The organism is Arthrobacter sp. Dra40 (assembly GCF_059091905.1).
In genome coordinates this window covers 26,996-45,637 of the sequence record NZ_JBNHHB010000033.1, presented here as the reverse complement: position 1 = coordinate 45,637, position 18,642 = coordinate 26,996, and the positions used below count along the sequence as shown (strand labels likewise).

Annotated in this window: 14 protein-coding genes; 6 read left to right on the top strand and 8 right to left on the bottom strand. The window is 67.6% G+C overall.

Annotated elements, in window-relative coordinates; all coding sequences use genetic code 11:
• Positions 1 to 8 precede the first annotated feature (8 nt).
• From AC5RWT_RS15490 to AC5RWT_RS15480, 3 genes are all read left to right on the top strand, one after another.
• The gene (locus tag AC5RWT_RS15490; RefSeq protein ID WP_494080935.1) at positions 9 to 3,026 is read left to right on the top strand and encodes a bifunctional [glutamine synthetase] adenylyltransferase/[glutamine synthetase]-adenylyl-L-tyrosine phosphorylase; all 3,018 of its coding nucleotides are present in this window, start codon (positions 9 to 11) and stop codon (positions 3,024 to 3,026) included.
• A gap of 147 nt (positions 3,027 to 3,173) precedes the next feature.
• A complete protein-coding gene (locus AC5RWT_RS15485) occupies positions 3,174 to 3,500 on the top strand; it encodes a cupin domain-containing protein (RefSeq protein WP_494044098.1) in 327 nt (108 codons plus the stop codon).
• Between the two features lie 130 nt (positions 3,501 to 3,630).
• Positions 3,631 to 3,828 (top strand): hypothetical protein, encoded by a 198-nt coding sequence (locus AC5RWT_RS15480; RefSeq protein WP_494080934.1) that lies wholly within the window; start codon positions 3,631 to 3,633, stop codon positions 3,826 to 3,828.
• A gap of 116 nt (positions 3,829 to 3,944) precedes the next feature.
• Here the strand turns inward: AC5RWT_RS15480 and glnA are convergent, their stop codons facing one another.
• A complete protein-coding gene (gene glnA, locus AC5RWT_RS15475; protein ID WP_494080933.1) occupies positions 3,945 to 5,369 on the bottom strand; it encodes a type I glutamate--ammonia ligase in 1,425 nt (474 codons plus the stop codon).
• A 234-nt stretch (positions 5,370 to 5,603) separates the two neighbouring features.
• On the opposite strand from glnA, the gene AC5RWT_RS15470 reads away from it, so the two are divergent.
• The gene (locus tag AC5RWT_RS15470) at positions 5,604 to 6,041 is read left to right on the top strand and encodes an RDD family protein (protein ID WP_494044095.1); all 438 of its coding nucleotides are present in this window, start codon (positions 5,604 to 5,606) and stop codon (positions 6,039 to 6,041) included.
• Positions 6,042 to 6,154: 113 nt separating this feature from the next.
• Here the strand turns inward: AC5RWT_RS15470 and AC5RWT_RS15465 are convergent, their stop codons facing one another.
• The 3 genes from AC5RWT_RS15465 to lipB all read right to left on the bottom strand — a co-directional run bounded on the left by AC5RWT_RS15465 (position 6,155) and on the right by lipB (position 8,733).
• A complete protein-coding gene (locus tag AC5RWT_RS15465) occupies positions 6,155 to 6,910 on the bottom strand; it encodes a DUF4191 domain-containing protein (protein ID WP_494044094.1) in 756 nt (251 codons plus the stop codon).
• A 105-nt stretch (positions 6,911 to 7,015) separates the two neighbouring features.
• Entirely contained in the window at positions 7,016 to 8,020 is a 1,005-nt protein-coding gene (gene lipA / locus AC5RWT_RS15460) for a lipoyl synthase (protein WP_452035965.1), read from the bottom strand.
• The gene (gene lipB / locus AC5RWT_RS15455) at positions 8,017 to 8,733 is read right to left on the bottom strand and encodes a lipoyl(octanoyl) transferase LipB (RefSeq protein WP_494080932.1); all 717 of its coding nucleotides are present in this window, start codon (positions 8,731 to 8,733) and stop codon (positions 8,017 to 8,019) included. Before lipB ends, lipA begins: the two co-directional genes overlap by 4 nt.
• 101 nt (positions 8,734 to 8,834) lie before the next feature.
• Between lipB and AC5RWT_RS15450 the strand changes: the two genes are divergently transcribed.
• Together AC5RWT_RS15450 and AC5RWT_RS15445 are read left to right on the top strand one after the other, a co-directional pair.
• A complete protein-coding gene (locus AC5RWT_RS15450) occupies positions 8,835 to 10,634 on the top strand; it encodes a serine/threonine-protein kinase (protein ID WP_494080931.1) in 1,800 nt (599 codons plus the stop codon).
• A 37-nt stretch (positions 10,635 to 10,671) separates the two neighbouring features.
• A complete protein-coding gene (locus AC5RWT_RS15445; RefSeq protein ID WP_494080930.1) occupies positions 10,672 to 14,166 on the top strand; it encodes a S41 family peptidase in 3,495 nt (1,164 codons plus the stop codon).
• Positions 14,167 to 14,253: 87 nt separating this feature from the next.
• Here AC5RWT_RS15445 and AC5RWT_RS15440 read toward each other — a convergent pair whose 3' ends face one another.
• From AC5RWT_RS15440 to lpdA, 4 genes are all read right to left on the bottom strand, one after another.
• Positions 14,254 to 14,691: an OsmC family peroxiredoxin gene (locus AC5RWT_RS15440; protein WP_494044089.1), complete on the bottom strand. Its 438-nt coding sequence runs from the start codon at positions 14,689 to 14,691 to the stop codon at positions 14,254 to 14,256.
• A 175-nt stretch (positions 14,692 to 14,866) separates the two neighbouring features.
• A complete protein-coding gene (locus AC5RWT_RS15435) occupies positions 14,867 to 15,217 on the bottom strand; it encodes a hypothetical protein (protein WP_494080929.1) in 351 nt (116 codons plus the stop codon).
• A gap of 169 nt (positions 15,218 to 15,386) precedes the next feature.
• Positions 15,387 to 17,144 (bottom strand): 2-oxoglutarate dehydrogenase, E2 component, dihydrolipoamide succinyltransferase, encoded by a 1,758-nt coding sequence (gene sucB / locus AC5RWT_RS15430; protein ID WP_494080928.1) that lies wholly within the window; start codon positions 17,142 to 17,144, stop codon positions 15,387 to 15,389.
• Between the two features lie 111 nt (positions 17,145 to 17,255).
• Positions 17,256 to 18,638 carry a dihydrolipoyl dehydrogenase gene (gene lpdA, locus AC5RWT_RS15425; RefSeq protein ID WP_494080927.1) on the bottom strand — a complete coding sequence of 461 codons (1,383 nt, stop codon included), beginning with the start codon at positions 18,636 to 18,638 and terminating at the stop codon, positions 17,256 to 17,258.
• Positions 18,639 to 18,642 lie beyond the last annotated feature (4 nt).

Genomic DNA, 18,642 nt, shown 5'->3' with positions numbered 1-18,642 from the left:
GAAAGAAAGTGCTCACCACCCGGCGTTTGATCGCCCGAGGCTTCCACGACCTGGAGCGCAGTACCCGTTTCCTGCAGGCCAAGGAATTGTTTGGCGTCAGTCAGGAGCGGCTGGACGCGGGTTTCGCCGTCAGCGCGGACCCGGACCAGGCACTGGTCTCCCTGGTCCGGCTGCTGGAGAAGAACCCTGCCCTGGCTGACGTGATCAATACGGGTGGGGACGGCAGCGAGGCCCTGTTCCGGCTGCTCGGGGCCTCTGATGCACTGGGCGAATTCCTGCTCCGCCGGCCGGAGCACCTGGACATTCTGGAAACGGATATTGGCCCGGAACCCGGCAGCGTGCCGGCGTCCCGGCTGCGCAGTTCGATGCTGCAGGCTGTCAGGGCGGATCCGTTGTCCGAACAACCGGTCGCCAACCTTACCGGCAAGGACGCCTACGTCGAGTTGCGGAGCATGTACCGCCGGCATCTGGCGGAACTCGCCATCCGCGATCTCTGCGCGGCCTCACCGGTCGACTTCATGCCGGCGGTCGGCCGGGAGCTGGCCGACCTGGCGGCGGCAGCGCTGGAGGCCGGGCTGGCGGTGGCCCGGGCCGAGGCGGCGGAACGCTACGCCGCCGATGACGTTGCGGCAGTGAAACTGGCCATCATCGGCATGGGCAAGTGCGGCGCCGGTGAGCTGAATTATATTTCCGACGTCGACGTGGTGTACGTGGTCGAGGCCGAGGGACTCGACGACGGCGACGCCGCTGCCATTGGTGCGGCCCTGGCCAGCGGAACCGCCCGCGCGATTACCTCGCCGGGGCCGGAGCCCGGCCTCTGGGAAGTCGATGCCAATCTGCGGCCGGAGGGCAAAGACGGCCCGCTGGTGCGGACCCTGGAGTCGCATCTAACCTACTACCGGCGGTGGGCCCAGAGCTGGGAGTTCCAGGCGCTGCTGAAGGCCCGGGCCGTGGCCGGAGACCCCGGTCTGGGCCAGCGGTATGAGGAAGCGGTCGCACCGCTGGTCTGGTCCTCCTCGGAGCGCGAGGGCTTTGTCGAGTCCGTGCAATCCATGCGCCGCCGGGTCACGGAGAACGTCCCGGCCCATGAGCGCGGCCGGCAGATCAAGCTGGGGCGCGGCGGACTCCGCGATGTCGAGTTCACGGTCCAATTGCTCCAGCTGGTCCATGCCCGCGTAGACGAATCCATCCGCCAGCGCGACACCACCTCCGCCATCGGCGCCCTGAGCACGGCCGGCTACATCTCCCGGGCCGACGCCCGCGAATTCGATGAGGCGTACCGGTTCCTGCGCGTCCTGGAACACCGGATCCAACTGGTGCATCTGCGCCGGACCCACCTGATGCCCGAGGCCGAGCAGGCCCAGCGCGTGCTGGCCAAGGCGGCGCAGGGCGCGCTGCTGGACCGGCGCCCGGCACCGGCGGAACTGCTGGATAAATGGCAACAGACCAAGCGCCGGGTGCGGGCGCTGCACGAACAGATCTTCTACCGGCCGCTGCTGGCCGCCGCGTCCAACCTGAGCCTGGACGAAGTGCGGCTCAGCCCCGAGGCGGCGCAGGGACGGCTGGCCGCCCTGGGCTACCAGGATCCGCGCGGCGCCATGCGCCATATCGAGGCGCTGACCGCCGGTGTCAGCCGGAAGGCAGCGCTGCAGCGCCAGCTGCTGCCGGTGCTGCTGGAATGGATCGCGTCCGGGGTGGACCCCGATGCCGGGCTGCTGGGCTTCCGGCGGTTGAGCGAACGGCTGGGGGACTCGCACTGGTACCTGGGCATGCTGCGCGACTCCAGCTCGGCCGCCGAACGGCTGTGCCACGTCCTCTCCAGCAGCCGCTTCATCACGGACCTGCTGGAGGTCTCGCCGGAATCGACGGCGTGGTTGGGCACGGACAAGGACCTGGTGCCGCTGGGCTTCGACGCCCAGTGGCAGGAGATCCAGTCCAAGATGTCCCGCCATCCGGTGCCCGAAGAGGCGATCCGGCTGATCCGGCTCATCCGCCGCCGGGAAACGCTGCGCATCGCGCTCGCCGACTCGTCCGGGCTGCTGGAGCAGAGCCAGGTCGGTGCAGCATTGGCCGACGCCGACCGTGCCGCCGTGCTCGGCGGACTGCATGTGGCGGAAACCTCCGTGCTGGAGTCGGAGGGGCGGTTGACGGCGCTGCTGGTGGTCGCCATGGGCCGCCAAGGCGGACGCGAAATCAGCTACGGCTCGGATGCCGACGTGATGTACGTGCACCGGCCGTTGCCGGGCGCCGATCCCGGTCAGGCCCAGCAGCAGGCGGAGCGCATCGTGGCCCGGATTTCTTCGCTGCTGAAGCAGCCTTGTACTCCGCCGGTGCTGGCCGAGCGGGTGCTGGAGGTGGATGCCGCACTTCGCCCGGAAGGAAAGAACGGGCCGCTGGTGCGGTCGCTGGGTTCGTACCGCGAGTATTACCAGCGCTGGTCGCTGGTCTGGGAGGCGCAGGCCTTGCTGCGGGCCCGCCCGATGGCCGGGGACGACGCCCTCGCCGAAGACTTCATCGCGCTGGTGGATCCGATCCGCTACCCTTCGGACCTCAGCAGCGACCAAGTCCGCGAGATCCGCCGGATCAAGGCCCGAGTGGAATCCGAGCGATTGCCGCGCGGCGCCGATCCGGCCCGCCATCTGAAGCTGGGCCGCGGCGGCCTCAGCGACGTGGAGTGGCTGGTCCAGCTGCTGCAACTGCAGCACGCCCACGAGCGTCCGGAGCTGCGCACCACCAACACCTTGGAGGCGCTCTCCGCCATCGCCGCCGCCGGGCTGCTGCCCGAGGACGACGCCGCCACGCTCGGCCGTAGTTGGAGCCTGGCCACCCGGATCCGTTCGGCCAATGTGATCTGGGCCGGCAAAAATTCCGACCTGCTGCCCGCTTCGCGGCGGGATTTGGAAGCGGTGGCGCGCTGGTGCGGGTACGAGGAGGGGAATGCGGCGGTCATCGAGGAAGACTATCTGCGCTTGACCCGCCGTGCGCGGGCCATTTTCGAGCGCTACTTCTATGGCTACGGCACCTGACCGCCCAGCCGAGGCGCTCTGAGCGGCCGACGGCGGCGACCCGCCCACCTCGGGAGGCACCGCCGTCGGGCCCTCCTGTGCTCTGATGGCTGCCGGCGGGGGACCGGGTTAGGCTGATGCCGGAAGCCAAGCGAAGGAGACTCCCAGATGACCGACATCGATGCGGTTGGACGCGAACACCTGGCGGTGGCGGTTGGATCGCCGCACGGACGTAGCGCCGCCTTGGTGGTGCAGGACGGTCCGCTGCGCCAAACCGTGCTCGCTCTGAAGGCCGGCGCCGAACTGGGGGAGCACAACGCTCCGCTCGCCGGCACCCTGTTGGTCCTTGAAGGGTCGGTGACCGTGGTCTCCGCCTCCGGACGCATGGCGGTCAACCAGAACCAGCTGGCGGTGATCCCGCAGGAGCGGCACTCGGTGTTGGCCTCCGAGGACTCGGTGTTCCTGCTGACGGCCGTCACCGAAACGCACCTTTAGTCCCTGCTGGTCCCTGCGTACGCATCGGCCGGCCTTCCCCGCGCCAGTGGCATCCAGGGGCAGCACATCGGACGCGGCAGCCCCGGCCAGGGCGGGACGTGAGGGGCGCGGGCGTGGCAAAATGTGGCTTATGGGTGGAAACGGAGGATCCACACTCAGCGGCCGTACCCCGCGACCGGTGACGAGCGCGCTCATCATAGCGCTCGCCCTGTTCCTGGTGCTCCTGGTGATACTGCGCATCGGCTTCGCCTATTCTTTCGTGCTCACCGTCACAGCGCTGCTGTTCGTTGGTGTGGTGGCGATATTCCGCAAGGCCCTCGGCCGCTAGCGGGCGCGGACGCACGAAAGCGGCCCGCTATTTGCCGGTGGGCAAAAGCGGGCCGCTTCGAGGGACTCACGATCGTGCGGACGTAGGAGCGGCCGCGCGTCTAGCGCGTGCTTGAGCTAGCAGCCGTAGTAGAGCTCGAACTCGTAGGGGTTCGGGCGGGCGGCCAGCGGCGCGATTTCCTCTTCGCGCTTGTAGGTGATCCAGGTGTCGATCAGGTCCTGGGTGAAGACACCGCCGGCCTGCAGGAACTCGTTGTCCGCCTCCAGCGCTTCGAGTGCCTCCTCCAGCGAACCCGGTGCCTTCTGGATGTCCTTGGCTTCCTCGGCGGGCAGCTCGTACAGGTCCTTATCGATCGGGTCGGCCGGCTCGATGCGGTTCTTGATGCCGTCGAGGCCCGCCATCAGCTGGGCGGCGAAGGCCAGGTAGGGGTTGGAGCTGGGGTCCGGAGCACGGAACTCGATGCGCTTGGCCTTGGGGTTGGAGCCGGTGATCGGGATGCGGATGCCGGCCGATCGGTTGCCCTGCGAGTAAACCATGTTCACCGGGGCCTCGAAGCCCTTGACCAGCCGGCGGTAGGAGTTCACGGTGGGGTTGGTGAACGCGAGCACGGCGGAAGCATGCTTGAGCAGGCCGCCGATGTACCAGCGGGCGGTGTCGGACAGGCCGGCGTAGCCCTTTTCGTCGTAGAACAGGGGCTCTCCGCCGGTCCACAGCGACTGGTGGCAGTGCATGCCGGAGCCGTTGTCGCCGAAGACGGGCTTGGGCATGAAGGTGGCGGACTTGCCCCAGGCATCGGCCACGTTCTTGACGATGTACTTGAACTTCAGCAGGTCGTCGGCGGCGTGCGTCATGCTGCTGAACTTGTAGTTGATCTCGGCCTGGCCGGCGGAGCCGACTTCGTGGTGGGACCGTTCCACCTCGAGGCCGACGGCGTCCAGTTCCACGCAGATCGCGTCGCGCAGGTCGGCCTGCTTGTCGGTGGGCGCAACCGGGAAGTAGCCGCCCTTGACCGGGGTCTTGTAGCCCTGGTTGCCGCCGTCTTCCTTCTTGCCGGAGTTCCAGTGGGCCTCGACCGAGTCCACCGTGTAGAAGGAGTGCTCCGGGCTGGACTGGTAACGGACGTCGTCGAAGATGAAGAATTCAGCTTCCGGGGCGAAGAACGCGGTGTCGGCGATGCCGGTGGAAGCGAGGTATGCCTCGGCACGCTCGGATACGCCGCGCGGGTCGCGGTGGTAGGGGTCACCGGTGCGCGGGTTCACGATGGAGAAGTTCAGTGCCAGCGTCTTTTCCACCCGGAACGGATCGATGAATGCCGTGGTGACATCCGGGATCAGCTGCATGTCGGATTCGGCGATGCCCTGGAAACCGCGGATCGAGGAGCCGTCGAAGAGCTGCCCGTTCACGAAGAAGTCGGCGTCTACGGTTTTCGCCGGCACATTGAAGTGCTGCTGGACGCCGGGCAGGTCGGTGAAACGGATATCGACGAACTTGACGTCTTCGTCGGCGATGTATGTGAGGACCTCGTCCGCATTCTTGAACATCGGGTCATGCTCCTTACGCATTCTGGGGGAACCTGCCTCCGCTGTACGGGGCCGGCAACAGTTACAACAGTAGAAGCGGGGAATTTCCCGTCAGTGTCGCAATTGTTTCGGGCAGGTTACTTAAATCGATGTGCACTGCAAGTTTAGCGTCAGCTGCCTTGGCGCTTTGCCAGCAGCGGCGGGAGCGGTCGGGTCCCGGGAAGCGGCGTCATCGATCACCGGTAAACTTGAGGGGTGGTAAGCAGACGCGATATTGGTTCCTGGCTTGAAGGCCCTCCGCAGTCCAACATGCAGCAATGGCCCGGCCAGCGGCTTGGGCTACCCCAATCCGGCAGCGGCTCGATAGCCCGGCCAGGTCGCCGGATCGTGGCGCTGCTGATCGACTGGCTGCTCTGTTACGCGATCGCCAACGCGTTCCTGGGCGGGGGCCAGCTGGCCATCCTGGGCGTGTTCGCCGTCGAGCAGTTGCTGCTGGTGGGAACCCTGGGCTACAGCATCGGCCACCGGCTGCTCGGCATCCAAGTGCGCAAACTCAACGGGGCCGTTCCGGGCTTGCTGCCCGCGGTGGTCCGCACCCTCCTGTTGTGTCTGGTGATTCCGGCGGCCATTTTCGACGCCGACCAGCGCGGCCTGCACGACCGCGCCATGGGCACCATCCTGGTCCGCCGCTGACGTCGGAAGCGACGCGGGCAACTCCAGGCTGACGCACACAACTCCAGACTCCTGACATACGCGAGGGGCTGCCGGTTCAACCGGCAGCCCCTCGCGTATGTCTTGGGAAAGGATCAGCGTCCGCGCATGGCCTTGCGGTCCGGTCGGGCCTTGAACGGGTCCACACCCTTCGGGATCGGCAGCTTGCTGCTGCCCAGGGCCTGCAGCCGCTTGTCCACGGCGCTGACCTCTTGCTTGGTCAGTTCCTTCTTGAGCTTCTGCACGGTCTTGGCCACCTTGCTCAGCTCCACCTGGCCCTCGCCACGGCCGGTCTCGATCACATGGATCTTGACGTTGGGAAGGATGCGGCGCAGCCTGCGCCGCTCCGACTCAACCAACTGGCGCACGCGGTGCGAGGGGCCCTCGGTCACCAGCACAATGCCGGGCCGGCCCACGGCGCGGAACACCGCGTCCTGGGTCCGGGGGTTCACGGCCACCGGCTGGTCCTGCAGGATCCAGCCGCGGCGCAGGACACTCAGCGCCGCACCGGAAGCACCCGGCTGGCCTTCAATCTGCGAGAACGCCGCACGTTCGGCGCGGCGCGACAGGATGAAGGTAGCAGCCAGCACGCCCAACGGGATGGAGATGATCAGCAGCGTGATCCAGTTGTTGATCAGCAGGCCGACGGCCAGGCCCACGGCGACGATGCCGAGGAAGGCCAGCAGCATGAACCAGACAACGTTCGGGTCATTGCGCCGGGTCATTTGGAAGACCTGGCCGATCTGCTTCAGCCGGCCGGGCTGCTTGCTAGCTTTGGACGGCTTCTCAGCCTTGGGCTTGCGTGAGAAGAGACCCCGCTTCGGGGCATCGGAATCGGTGCGATAGGCCATAATGATCAATTCTATCGTGACGGACGGGTCGCTCGCGCGCGGCCTGCGGACACGGCAAGGTCCGGCAGCCTTGCGGCTCCCGGACCGTGGTTCCGGCCGGTTCAGTTAGCGGGAAGCAACCAGCGTGGCGGCTTCCTGGCGGGTGCTGCCGGATTCGCCGATGTGGGCCAGCTCGGGCGGAAGTTCCAAGCCCTTCTTCCGCATGGCGGTGGCCCACAGGCGGCTCGCCCGGTAGGACGAGCGCACCAGCGGCCCGCTCATCACGCCCAGGAAGCCGATCTCCTCGGCCTCCTGGCTCAGTTCGACGAATTCCTCGGGCTTGACCCAGCGCTCCACCGGGTGGTGGCGCTCGGTCGGGCGCAGGTACTGGTTGATGGTGATCAGGTCGCAGCCGGCAGCGTGCAGGTCGCGCAGCGCTTCGGAAATCTCTTCCCGGGTCTCGCCCATTCCCAGCATCAGGTTGGACTTGGTCACCATGCCCTGGTCGCGGCCTTGGGTAAGGACGTCCAGCGAGCGGTCGTAGCGGAACGCCGGGCGGATGCGCTTGAAGATTCGCGGCACGGTCTCCAGATTGTGCGCGAACACCTCCGGCTTGGCCTCGCAGATCGCGGTGATGTGCTCGGGCTTGCCGGAAAAGTCCGGGATCAGGATTTCGACGCCGGTGCCCGGGTTGAGTTCGTGGATCTTCCGGATGGTTTCGGCGTAGAGCCACACACCCTCGTCGGCGAGATCGTCGCGGGCCACGCCGGTGACGGTGGCGTACCGCAGGTTCATCTGCTGGACCGACTGGGCCACCTTGGTCGGCTCCAGGACATCAAGCGGCGAGGGCTTGCCGGTGTCGATCTGGCAGAAATCGCAACGCCGGGTGCACTCGGAGCCGCCGATCAGGAACGTCGCCTCGCGGTCTTCCCAGCACTCGAAGATGTTGGGGCAGCCGGCCTCTTCGCAGACCGTGTGCAGCCCTTCCTTCTTGACCAGGTTCTTCATGCCCACGTACTCGGGGCCCATGCTGACCTTGGCCTTAATCCAGTCCGGCTTGCGCTCCACGGGGGTTGCGGCATTGCGGGCCTCGACGCGCAGCAAACGGCGTCCTTCGGGGGCGAGCGTCACAGCAGTGCTCCTTCGGTCTGGCGGTGGCCAGGGTCGGTGTCGGTGGCCGCGGGGCCGGTGGTGCCGGCCTTGACCAGGGAGGTTTCGAACAAGCGGAGTTCCGCCTCCACCCGGTCGGCGATGTGGGCCGGAGCGACATCCAGCCCGGTTTCGGCCTGGATGGTGGTGGTGCCGGCATCGGTGATGCCGCAGGCAATGATCTGGCTATACGGGGCCAGATCGTTTCGGCAGTTAAGGGCGAAGCCGTGCATGGTCACCCGGTGGTTGACCCGGATGCCGATGGCGGCGATCTTTCGGGCCGGGCCGCGTTCGTCGGCGTCGATCCACACACCGGACCGGCCCTCGATCCGGGTGCCGGCCACACCGTAATCGGCGAGCACGTTGATCAGGACCTGCTCCAGGATGTCGACGTAGTCGGCCACCTTGGTGGGATCGGGCAGGGCCACGATCGGATAACCCACCAACTGGCCGGGGCCGTGCCACGTCAGCTTGCCGCCGCGGTCCACGCTGACCACGGGGGTGCCGTCCAGCGGTCGTTCGTGTTCCTCGGTCCGCTTTCCGGCGGTGTACACCGGGCTGTGTTCGAGCAACAGCACCGTGCTGGGGGCGGAACCGGCCACCACTTCAGCGTGCAGCCGGCGTTGCAGCGCCCAACCTTCTTCATAGTCGACGTAGTCAGGGGCGAATCCTACCCGCGAAAACTCAAGTGCCATTCCGCAAGCCTACGCTTCGGCGTCCGGCAGTTCTATTTGTGTAACGGAGCGGGCTGTGGATAACGCCAGCGGAGGTTTGCCGAACGGAGTAGAAGTAGTCCATGGGCGACAACGAGCGGACAGACGGGGCGGCCCCCGCCGGGCAGGAACCGCCGCGTCCGGCGGCACCGGGTTTCACTGTGCAGCGGTGGCTCGGCAGCGGCGGATCGGCAGCGGTGTGGCTGGTCCGGGAAGCGGCGACAGGCACCGAGTTTGCCTTGAAGGTGCTCTCGGAACCGCGCGGCTCTGCTGCCAACCGCGACGACGCCGGTGCACCGCCGTTGACCAGGCGCGCGGCACTGCACGGGTCGGGTGCCGAGGCCGGCAGGCCGGCGCCCTGGGCGGTGGTCAATATCAGGCCGCAGGGGGAGGCAGCGGTTGCGGCAGCGGATCACGAATCGGCCTTGTTGGCGGGCGGGCAGCATGAGCATCTCTTGCAAACGTATGGTCAGGTGGCAACCGACCGGGGCCCGGGGCTGCTGCTGGAATATGCCGCCGGTGGTTCGCTGGCGGCGCTCGTCGCTGCCCGGGGACCCTTGGCGGTGGGCGAAGCGGTCACCATACTGACGCCGGTGGCCAGTGCCCTCGACTACCTGCACGGGATCGGAGTGGTCCACGGCGATGTGTCGCCCGGCAACGTGCTGTTTACGGCGGTGGGCAAGCCGCTGCTGGCCGATCTGGGGGTTTCCCGCGCGTTGGGCAGCGAACGTCCGCCCTCGGCAGGCACGCCGGGATTCAGGGCACCGCACCGGGCGACGGCCGAGGGCGGGCTGGACCCCGAAGCGGACGTTTATGCACTGGCAGCCATCGGCTGGTTCTCGCTCACCGGACGGGTGCCCGCTGCCACCGCGCACCGCCCGCCGATGGGCGCGTTGGTCCCCGACGTGCCGGACGAGCTGGTCGCCCTCCTGGAAGAAGGACTGGCGGAGCGCGCGGAGGAGCGCCCGTCGGCGGCAGAGTTCGCCCGGCGCGTGATCAGGACCGCGCGCCCCGAGGCGCTGGACCTGACGGCGTCGGCACATCCTTCGGTGGCCAGCCAGCTGTTGACCCGGCGCGAGAGGGTTGGAAGGCGGGCAGGCCTGCTGGACGGAAGTCCGCCGGCGCCGGCGCCCGGGTCTCGGTCCAGGGCCGCCCGGCTCCGGACACGGTTCCCGCTGCCGCCGCGGCTGCGGGAGCGCGGCACAGGCGGCCGTGAACGGCGTCAACCCGCCGGCGTCGCCGCCCGGACCCCAGCCGGCCGGTGGGGCAGGGCAGTGCTTGTGCTGACGGCCGTGGCCGCGGCAGCGGGACTGACACTCGTAGCAGTGAGCACCTCTGCTCCGCCAAGTGCCCGTGAGGCCGTTCAGGTAACCGGACGCGGGCAGTCCGTGCAGCAGGTTGCCGCGGCGCAGCGTGACGGACGGACTCCGGCACCTCCGGAACTACGGACCATGCCAGCGGACCTTGAGCAAGCGCTGCAGGGGGACGACGCGGCCGCGGCCGTGCCGGCTTTGGCATGGTTGCGCACCGAAGCCTTGCGAACCCGGGCTGACACGCTGCTCAAGCGGGTCAATGTTCCTGGAACCGCCGTGATGGACACCGACCAGGACATCATCGCGGCGCTGACCGACGCCGGCGGTTGGTTGGAGGGCTTCGAGACCAGGGTGGAGGATCTCACGGTCGACCCGGCGGCGGAAGCCTCGGGCGAGCCGACCGTGGTGGCTGCGACGGTCATCACGTCGCCGTTCCGCCAGTTAAGGGCCGATGGCAGCGTGGTGCAGGACCATGCCGAGCCCAGCGTGCAGCGCATTCAGTTGGAATTGGTGCGGCAGGACGGCGGTTGGCTCATCCAAGCGGTCCATGAAACGCCGCCGCCCCGATGACCCGAGGGCTGCTGCTGGCCGTGACTAAGATCGAGGCATGACTTTATCCAGCTACTTCCGCTACCCGCACGTGCACGCCGATCTCGTCACGTTCGTCGCCGAGGACGATGTGTGGGTGGGCCCGCTTTCCGGGGGCAGGGCGTGGCGGGTTTCGTCGCTTCAATTGCCGGCCAGGAACCCCAGGTTTTCGCCCGACGGGCAGAGTCTGGTCTGGGGCGTGGTGCAAGCCAGCGCACCGGAGGCGGTGACTGCCACGGTCGACGGCGGCGGCTTCCGCCAGCTGACCTACTGGGGGCACGCCTCGACCAAGGTCAAAGGATTCACGCCCCAAGGGGAAGCCTTGGTGACCAGCTCGTTCCAGCGTGAAGAATCGCGCCACACTTGGGCCTATGCCGTGCCGCTGGACGGCTCCGGCACCCGCGTGCTGCCGTTTGGCCCGGTTGACTCCGTCGCGTTTGGGTCGGAGCTTGGCGACGAGCGCCCCGTGGTGGTCGGCAGCGTGCTCTCGCGCGAACCGGCCTGGTGGAAGCGTTACCGCGGCGGCACTGCCGGAAAGCTGTGGATTGACCGCGATGGAGGCGGCGAATTCGAACGCCTCGCCGCGGGGCTGGACGGGAACCTGGCCGATCCGATGTGGGTCGGGGACCGGATAGCGTTTCTCAGCGACCACGAAGGCCACGGCAACCTGTATTCGGTCCGGCCGGACGGAGCGGACCTGCGCCGGCACACCGACCATGACGGGTTTTACGTCCGCCACGCCTCAACGGACGGCGCCCGGGTGGTCTTCGAGTCCGCCGGAGCGCTCTGGCTGCTCGATTCCCTGGAGGCGGAACCGCGTCGGCTTGACCTCACGTTGGGATCGGCCTCGACCGGCCGCCGCAGCCGCCCACTTAATGTGGCGCAGCACTTGGCGTCGGCAGTGCCGAATCCGAAGGGAACCGCGTCCGTCATCGAAGCGCACGGAACAGTGCATTGGCTGACCCATCGGGACGGTCCTTCCCGCGTCGTGGAGTCCACGCCCGGCGTCCGGGCCCGGCTGGCGCGGCCGCTGGGTGACACGCGGGTGGTCTACGTTGCCGACCACGGGGGTGAAGAAGCCCTCTACATCCGCCAGGTTTTCGAACAACTTCCCCAGCTGGACGCGCCTGCCCCTGCCGAAACCCGTGCGGCACCGGCTGAACCGGAGCCGGTAGGCTTGCCGCGCCCGGTCTCGGCCTCCGCCGTCGTCAATCCGACCCAATCCCAACCCATTGTGGAAGTGCGCTCCGGCGGAAAGCAGAGCGGCGGCGGAGCTGACGTCCAGGAAGCGGAGGCGCGTTCGGCCGCGGCATTGGCTCCCCAACAGTTGCGCCGGGTGGAACTGCCCGGACCGGACCGGGTGAGCGCGCTCGCCGCCAGCCCGGACGGGAAGTCGGCGGCCGTGGCCACCGAGTACGGACAGTTGCTGGTCCTGGACGCGGAGAGCGGGGAGCTGCGCCGGCTCGCGGGCACCGACCACGGGGCGGTCAACGAACTGGCCTTCTCACCCGATTCACGCTGGATCCTGTGGGCCGAGCCGGTGACGGCGGAGGGCACACGAACCCGGCTCCGGCTGGTCCGTGCGGACGGCACGGGCAGCATCATTGAGGTAACCGATGGACGCTTCCGCGACCACGGGCCGGCCTTCACCCCTGACGGCAAGTTCGCCGCCTTCCTCTCCGAGCGGAGCTTCGACCCGGTCTATTCCACCCACAGCTTCGATCTGGGTTTCCCGGCATCTACCAAGCCGTTCCTGGTGGCGCTGGCCGCCGCCACCCCCTCGCCGTTCGGCCCGTCGGTACACGGCACGTTGCCGGATGCGCCGCCGGCAGGGGAGAAGGACCAAGACGGCTCGCCGGACGGGGGCGGGACCATGCCCGCCGTCCCGGAGATCGCCGTGGACGCGGAACGGCTGGCCGAGCGGATCATCCCGGTCCCGGTCCAGCAAGGCCGCTACACACGCCTGGCCGCGGTGGACGGTGCGTTGCTGTGGCTGGCCAGTGATCCCGCCGGTGTGACCGGTGAAGGACGCGCTTCAGCCGAGGATGCGGAGCAGTCCCAGCGGCTGGAGCGGTTCGACCTCTCCCGCCGCGAGGTTTCCGTGCTGGTCCCGGCCCTGGATGCTTACGAAGTGTCGCAGGACCGCAAGCGGCTGGTGTACGTGCACAAGTCGCAGGTCAGGGCCGTGCCCGCCACCGGCAAAGTCGACGACGATTCGCCGGAGAGTGTGCAGGTGGACCTGAGCCGGATCCGGCTCATGCTGGAACCGGTCAAGGTCTGGGGCCAGGCCTTCGAGGAGGCTTGGCGGCTGCAGCGCGACTTCTACTGGGCCGAGGACATGGCGGGCCTGGACTGGCAGGGCGTCTACGACCGCTACCGCCCGTTGGTGGAACGCCTCGGTTCCCACGACGACTTGGTCGATGTGCTCTGGGAGCTGCACGGCGAACTGGGCACCTCGCACGCCTACGTCACGCCGGCGCCGGTCACTGAGCCCGGGGCCGGCAAGCAGGGGCTGCTGGGCGCCGATCTGGTGCGGACCGACGCCGGTTGGACGGTGCACAAGATCCTGGCCGGGGAATCGTCGGATCCGCTGGCGCTGTCTCCGCTGACCGCCCCGGGTGCCGCCGTCCAGCCGGGTGACGTGATTGCGGCCGTGGACGGGATCCCGGTGGATCCGCTCGCAGGTCCGGCGCCGCTGCTGGTGGGCGCCGCCGGCAAGACGGTTGAACTGACCATTGTCAACGGCGATGGCAGCCCGGAAGCCGGCCTGCAGCGGCGGATTGCGGTGATCCCGATTCGTGACGAGGAGCGGCTGCGGTACCAGAACTGGGTATCCGGCAACCGCCGAAACGTCCGCGACGCATCGAACGGTCGCTTCGGCTACCTCCATATTCCGGACATGGTGGCCCGCGGCTGGGCGCAACTGCACCGTGATTTGGACGTGGAGACGGCCAAGGACGCCCTCATCATCGATGTCCGGCGCAACCGGGGCGGTCATACCTCGCAGCTGGTGGCGGAACTGATTGGCCGCAAAGTCAACGCTTGGAGCCTTGCGCGCGGCGAGCAGCCGGGCACCTATCCCGCACACGCTCCGCGGGGCCCGGTCGTCGTCCTCACGGATGAATATGCCGGTTCCGACGGCGACATCATCACGCAGGTGAGCAAGCTGCGCGGCATCGGCCCCGTGATCGGGACGCGGACCTGGGGTGGCGTGGTCGGCATCGACGCGAAGTTTGCGCTGGCCGACGGCACCGGAGTGACGCAGCCGCGGTATGCGTTCTGGTTCACGCAGGGCGTGGGCTGGGGGGTGGAGAACTACGGCGTGGAACCGGACATCGAGGTGCCGTTCCCGCCGCACGCCTACGGTGCGGGGGAGGACCCGCAGTTGGAGCACGGCGTGGGGATTCTCAAGGAGATGCTGGGCGAACTGCCCACCGACCAGCCACCGTCGCGCGCCGGCTACCCCGTGCTGCGCCCCGGACCGCTGCCGCCGCGGCCGCAGGATGTGCGCTGACCTCCGCTAGCGCGAACCGGCCCTGAACGTGAAGAACCCCGGCGCATCCACGATACGCCGGGGTTCTTCCGTCTGTCAGGCTCGCGGCTAGCTGGCCAGAGTGGCGTCGAGCGTGATGCTGGGCACCGAGGCCAGGGCCTTGGAAACCGGGCAACCTTCCTTGGCTGCCTGCGCACTGGACTGGAAGTCTTCTTCGCTGATCCCGGGCACCGTGGCACGGACCGTCAGGCGGATCTCGCTGATCTGCGCGCCGTCGGAAGTGTCGAAGTCCACCTCGGCAGTCGTCTTGATGCTTTCCGCGGTGTGGCCGGCTTGCTTGAGAATGTTGCTGAAAGCCATCGAGTAGCAGGAGGCATGGGCTGCGGCGATCAGCTCTTCGGGGCTCGTCTTGCCTTCAGCCTGTTCCGTACGTGCCTTCCAAGTGACATCGTAGGTGCCGATTCCGGACGTTTCGAAAGTCGTCTGGCCACCGCCGGTGAAGAGATCGCCCTTCCATTCGGTGCTGGCAGAACGTGTTGCAGCCATGTGTCCTCCTTGGTTGAAGTTCTCTGTTGCGTTCCATGCCGGTCCGGCCGAATGCGGCCGGTGCCGTCCTTTTCATACTAGGGGACTTACCACGGCCTGTCCGATGGCACCGGGATAAGCAACTGCGGCCGGCCCGTAGTCCGGGGCCGGCCGCTGCGTGAGGAGCTTGAGAGGGTCAGTTCCACAAGGTCGCGATGGCGACGTTCAGGAGCGCCAAGCCGCCGACGGAATGGGCCAGGCCGGCGGAAATCGGTTGGCCGGCCTTGTACTTGCGGCGGCCGATGAACGCGAGGACGGCCACAACGAGCCCGATGACAAGCTTGATGGTCAGCTTCACATAGTTTGCATCCATGTCCATGGCCGGAATCAGGCCCATCATAATGACGCCGGTGATGACCTGCAGCGCGGCGCCGTCGAACTGGCGCGGGTGAACGGTGGGCTTCTTCATGTTGCCGATCCAGATGCCGACGATCATGGCCGCACCGACGACGTGCAGGAAGACGAGAATGCTGTAGAGGATGTCCATAGGCCCAGCTTACCGGCCGGTAGCGGGCGCCAATCCGCGGCTTGCCGCGGGAAACCGAATATTTCTACTTGGTGTAGTAGCAACGGGAGTGGGGACGAAACAGCGGCGGGCTGCGTTCAAGAGTGAACGCAGCCCGCCGCCGATTCGTGCGTCGTGCGGGACGACCGGGCTAGAGGCCCAGGTCTGCCTCGAACTGCCCGGCTTCCAAGCGTGCCCGCAGCGTCTGCAGGAAACGGCCGGCATCCGCGCCGTCGACCAACCGGTGGTCGTAGGTCAGCGAGAGGTACATCATCGAGCGGATGGCGATCGAATCGTCGCCGTTCTCATCCTGGACCACCATGGCGCGCTTCACGATGCTGCCGGTCCCGAGGATACCCACCTGCGGCTGGTTGATGATCGGGGTATCGAACAGGGCCCCGACGCTGCCGATGTTGGTGATGGAGAACGTGCCGCCGGAGAGCTCGTCCGGCCCGATCTTGTTGTTCCGGGTGCGGGACGCGACGTCGGCAATCTTGCCCGCCAGCCCGGCAAGGTTGAGGCTGCCGGCGTCGTTGATGACCGGTACCAGCAGGCCCTTGTCGGTATCCACCGCAATCGCCAGATGCTCGGCGTCGTGGTAGGTGATCTCCTGCTTGTCCTCGTCGTACTCTGCGTTCAGCTTCGGGTGCTGCTTGAGCGCCTCCGCAACGGCCTTGGCGATGAAGGGCAGGTAGGTCAGCTTGACACCGTTCTGGTCCTGGAAGGACTTCTTGGCGCGTTCGCGGAGCTTGACCACCTTGGTCATGTCGATCTCGTGGACCTGGGTGAGCTGTGTCGAGGCGTCCAGCGATTCACGCATCCGGCGGGCAATGACCTGGCGGATCCGCGGAGCCTTCTCCACCTTGCCGCGCTTGGACGAGGCTGCTGCCGGCGCCGGAGCGCCTGCGGAGGCTGCTGCGGGAGCCGCCGGCTTGGCGGCGGATTCGGCTGCTTCCAGCACGTCCTGCTTGCGGATGCGTCCGCCCACGCCGGTGCCCTTGACGGTGGAGAGGTCCACCTTGTGCTGGTTGGCCAGTTTGCGGACCAGCGGGGTGACGTAGCCGGCGTCGGAGGCTGCGGCCTCGGACGGGGCCGGCGCTGCCTTCGGGGCTTCTGCAGCAGGCGCCTCCGCCTGGGCTGCTTCGGCCTGAGGCGCTTCGGCCTTGGGTGCCTCGGCGGCGGGCTGTTCGGCCTGGGCGGGCTCCTCTACCGGGGCCTCGCGGTCCTGTGCCGGCGCGGCGGCCACCGGCTCGGCTTCCTTCGGCTCCGCCTTCGCGGGACCGGCACCGGTGCCGATGATGGCCAACACGGAACCGACCTCGGCGGTCTCGTCCTCGGCGACCTTGATCTCTTGGATCGTGCCGGCCACGGGGGACGGGATCTCGGTGTCGACCTTGTCGGTGGAGACCTCGAGCAGCGGCTCATCGACCTCGACCGTGTCGCCCACCTGCTTCAGCCAGCGGGTGACCGTACCTTCGGTGACGCTCTCGCCCAAGGCGGGGAGGGTGACTTCGGTGCCTTCGCCGGAACCGGCGGCCGGAGCTTCCTCGGCGGGGGCTTCCTGCTGGGGCTCCTCCTGCTTCGGTGCTTCCTGCGCGGGCGCCTCCTGCTGCGGCTCTTCTGCCGGGGCTTCCTCGGCGGGGGCCTCTTCAGCGGCCTGGCCGGAACCGGAACCGTCGCCGATGCGGACCAGCGGGGCTCCGACGTCGGCGGTCTCGTCCTCGGCCACGAGGATCTCTTCAATCACGCCGGCTACGGGAGAGGGGATTTCGGTGTCGACCTTGTCGGTGGAAACCTCGAGCAGCGGTTCGTCGACCTCGACGCGGTCGCCGACTTGCTTCAGCCAGCGGGTCACAGTGCCTTCGGTGACGCTTTCACCGAGGGCGGGCAAGTTCACGGTTTCAGACATGTCGTCCCCGTTCTCCTTTGAGTCTATTTTCCGGCGTGGCCGGTACATCGAGTCTTACTCTTGAGCCTAGTGCACCCGTCCGGTGAGGACGGGTGCACTAGGGGAAGCTGGTTATCCGTGCAGCGGACGGCCGGCCAGGGCCATGGCGGCTTCGCCGAGCGCCTCGTTCTGGGTCGGGTGCGCGTGGATGAGGGCCGCAACATCCTCCGGGTAGGCTTCCCAGCTGACGATCAGCTGCGCTTCGCCGATCTGCTCGCCGATGCGGCCGCCGATCATGTGCATGCCCACGATGGGGCCGTCCTTCTCGCGGACCATCTTGATGATGCCGCTGGTGCCCAGGATGGAGCTCTTGCCGTTGCCGGCCAGGTTGTACTCGACCGTCTCCACGTTGTCCTTGCCGTACTTCTCCTCGGCCTGAGGCTGGTTCAGGCCGACGGAGGCGATCTCCGGATCGCAGTAGGTGACCTTCGGAACGTTGATGTCCTCGATCACGGCAGGCTTGTTGCCGGCAATTTCCTCGGCCACGAAGATGCCCTGCTGGAATCCGCGGTGTGCCAGCTGGACGCCCGGGACAATGTCGCCGACAGCGTAGATGTTGCCAACGCCGGTGTGCAGGCGCTCGTTGGTGATCACGAAGCCACGGTCGACCGTGACGCCGGCTTCCTCGAAGCCCAGCCCGGCGGTGCTCGGGCCGCGGCCCACGGCAACCAGCAACAGGTCGGCCTGGAACGTCTTGCCGTCGGCCAGCGTGACCACCACGCCGTCGTCGTTCTGCTCCACCTTGTCGAAGAACACGCCGGTGTTGAACTTGATGCCGCGCTTCTTGAACGCGCGCTCCAGCTGCTTGATGATGGCCGGGTCCTCGTTCGGGACCAGCGAGGGCAGGCCCTCGACGATGGTGACGTCCACGCCGAAGGACTTCCATACGGAGGCGAACTCGACGCCGATCACGCCGCCGCCGAGGATGACCGCGCTCTTGGGCAGGGTATCCATCTGCAGGGCGTGGTCGGAGGTGATGACCTTGCCGCCGATTTCGAGGCCGGGGAGCGTCTTCGAGTAGGAGCCGGTGGCCAGGACGATGTTCTTGCCCTTGTAGGCGGTGCCGTCGACCTCGACGGTGTCCGTGCCGACGAGCTTGCCTTCACCCTCGATGACGGTGATGCCCTTGGACTTGATCAGGCCGGTGAGGCCCTTGAACTTGCCCGCGATGATGCCATCTTTGTAAGCGTTGACGGCGGCCATGTCGATCGAGTCCATGCTGAGGTTCACGCCGTATTTCGAGGCGTCCTTGGCGTGGTCGGCCAGCTCGGCCGAGTGCAGCAGGGCCTTGGTGGGGATGCAGCCGTTGTGCAGGCAGGTGCCGCCGAGCTTGGCCTTCTCCACCAGGCCGACGCTGAAGCCCAGCTGCACGGCGCGCAGGGCCGCGGCATATCCGCCGCTGCCGGCGCCGAGGATCAGGATGTCGAATTCTTGCGCTGTTGCCGAATCGGCCACGTGA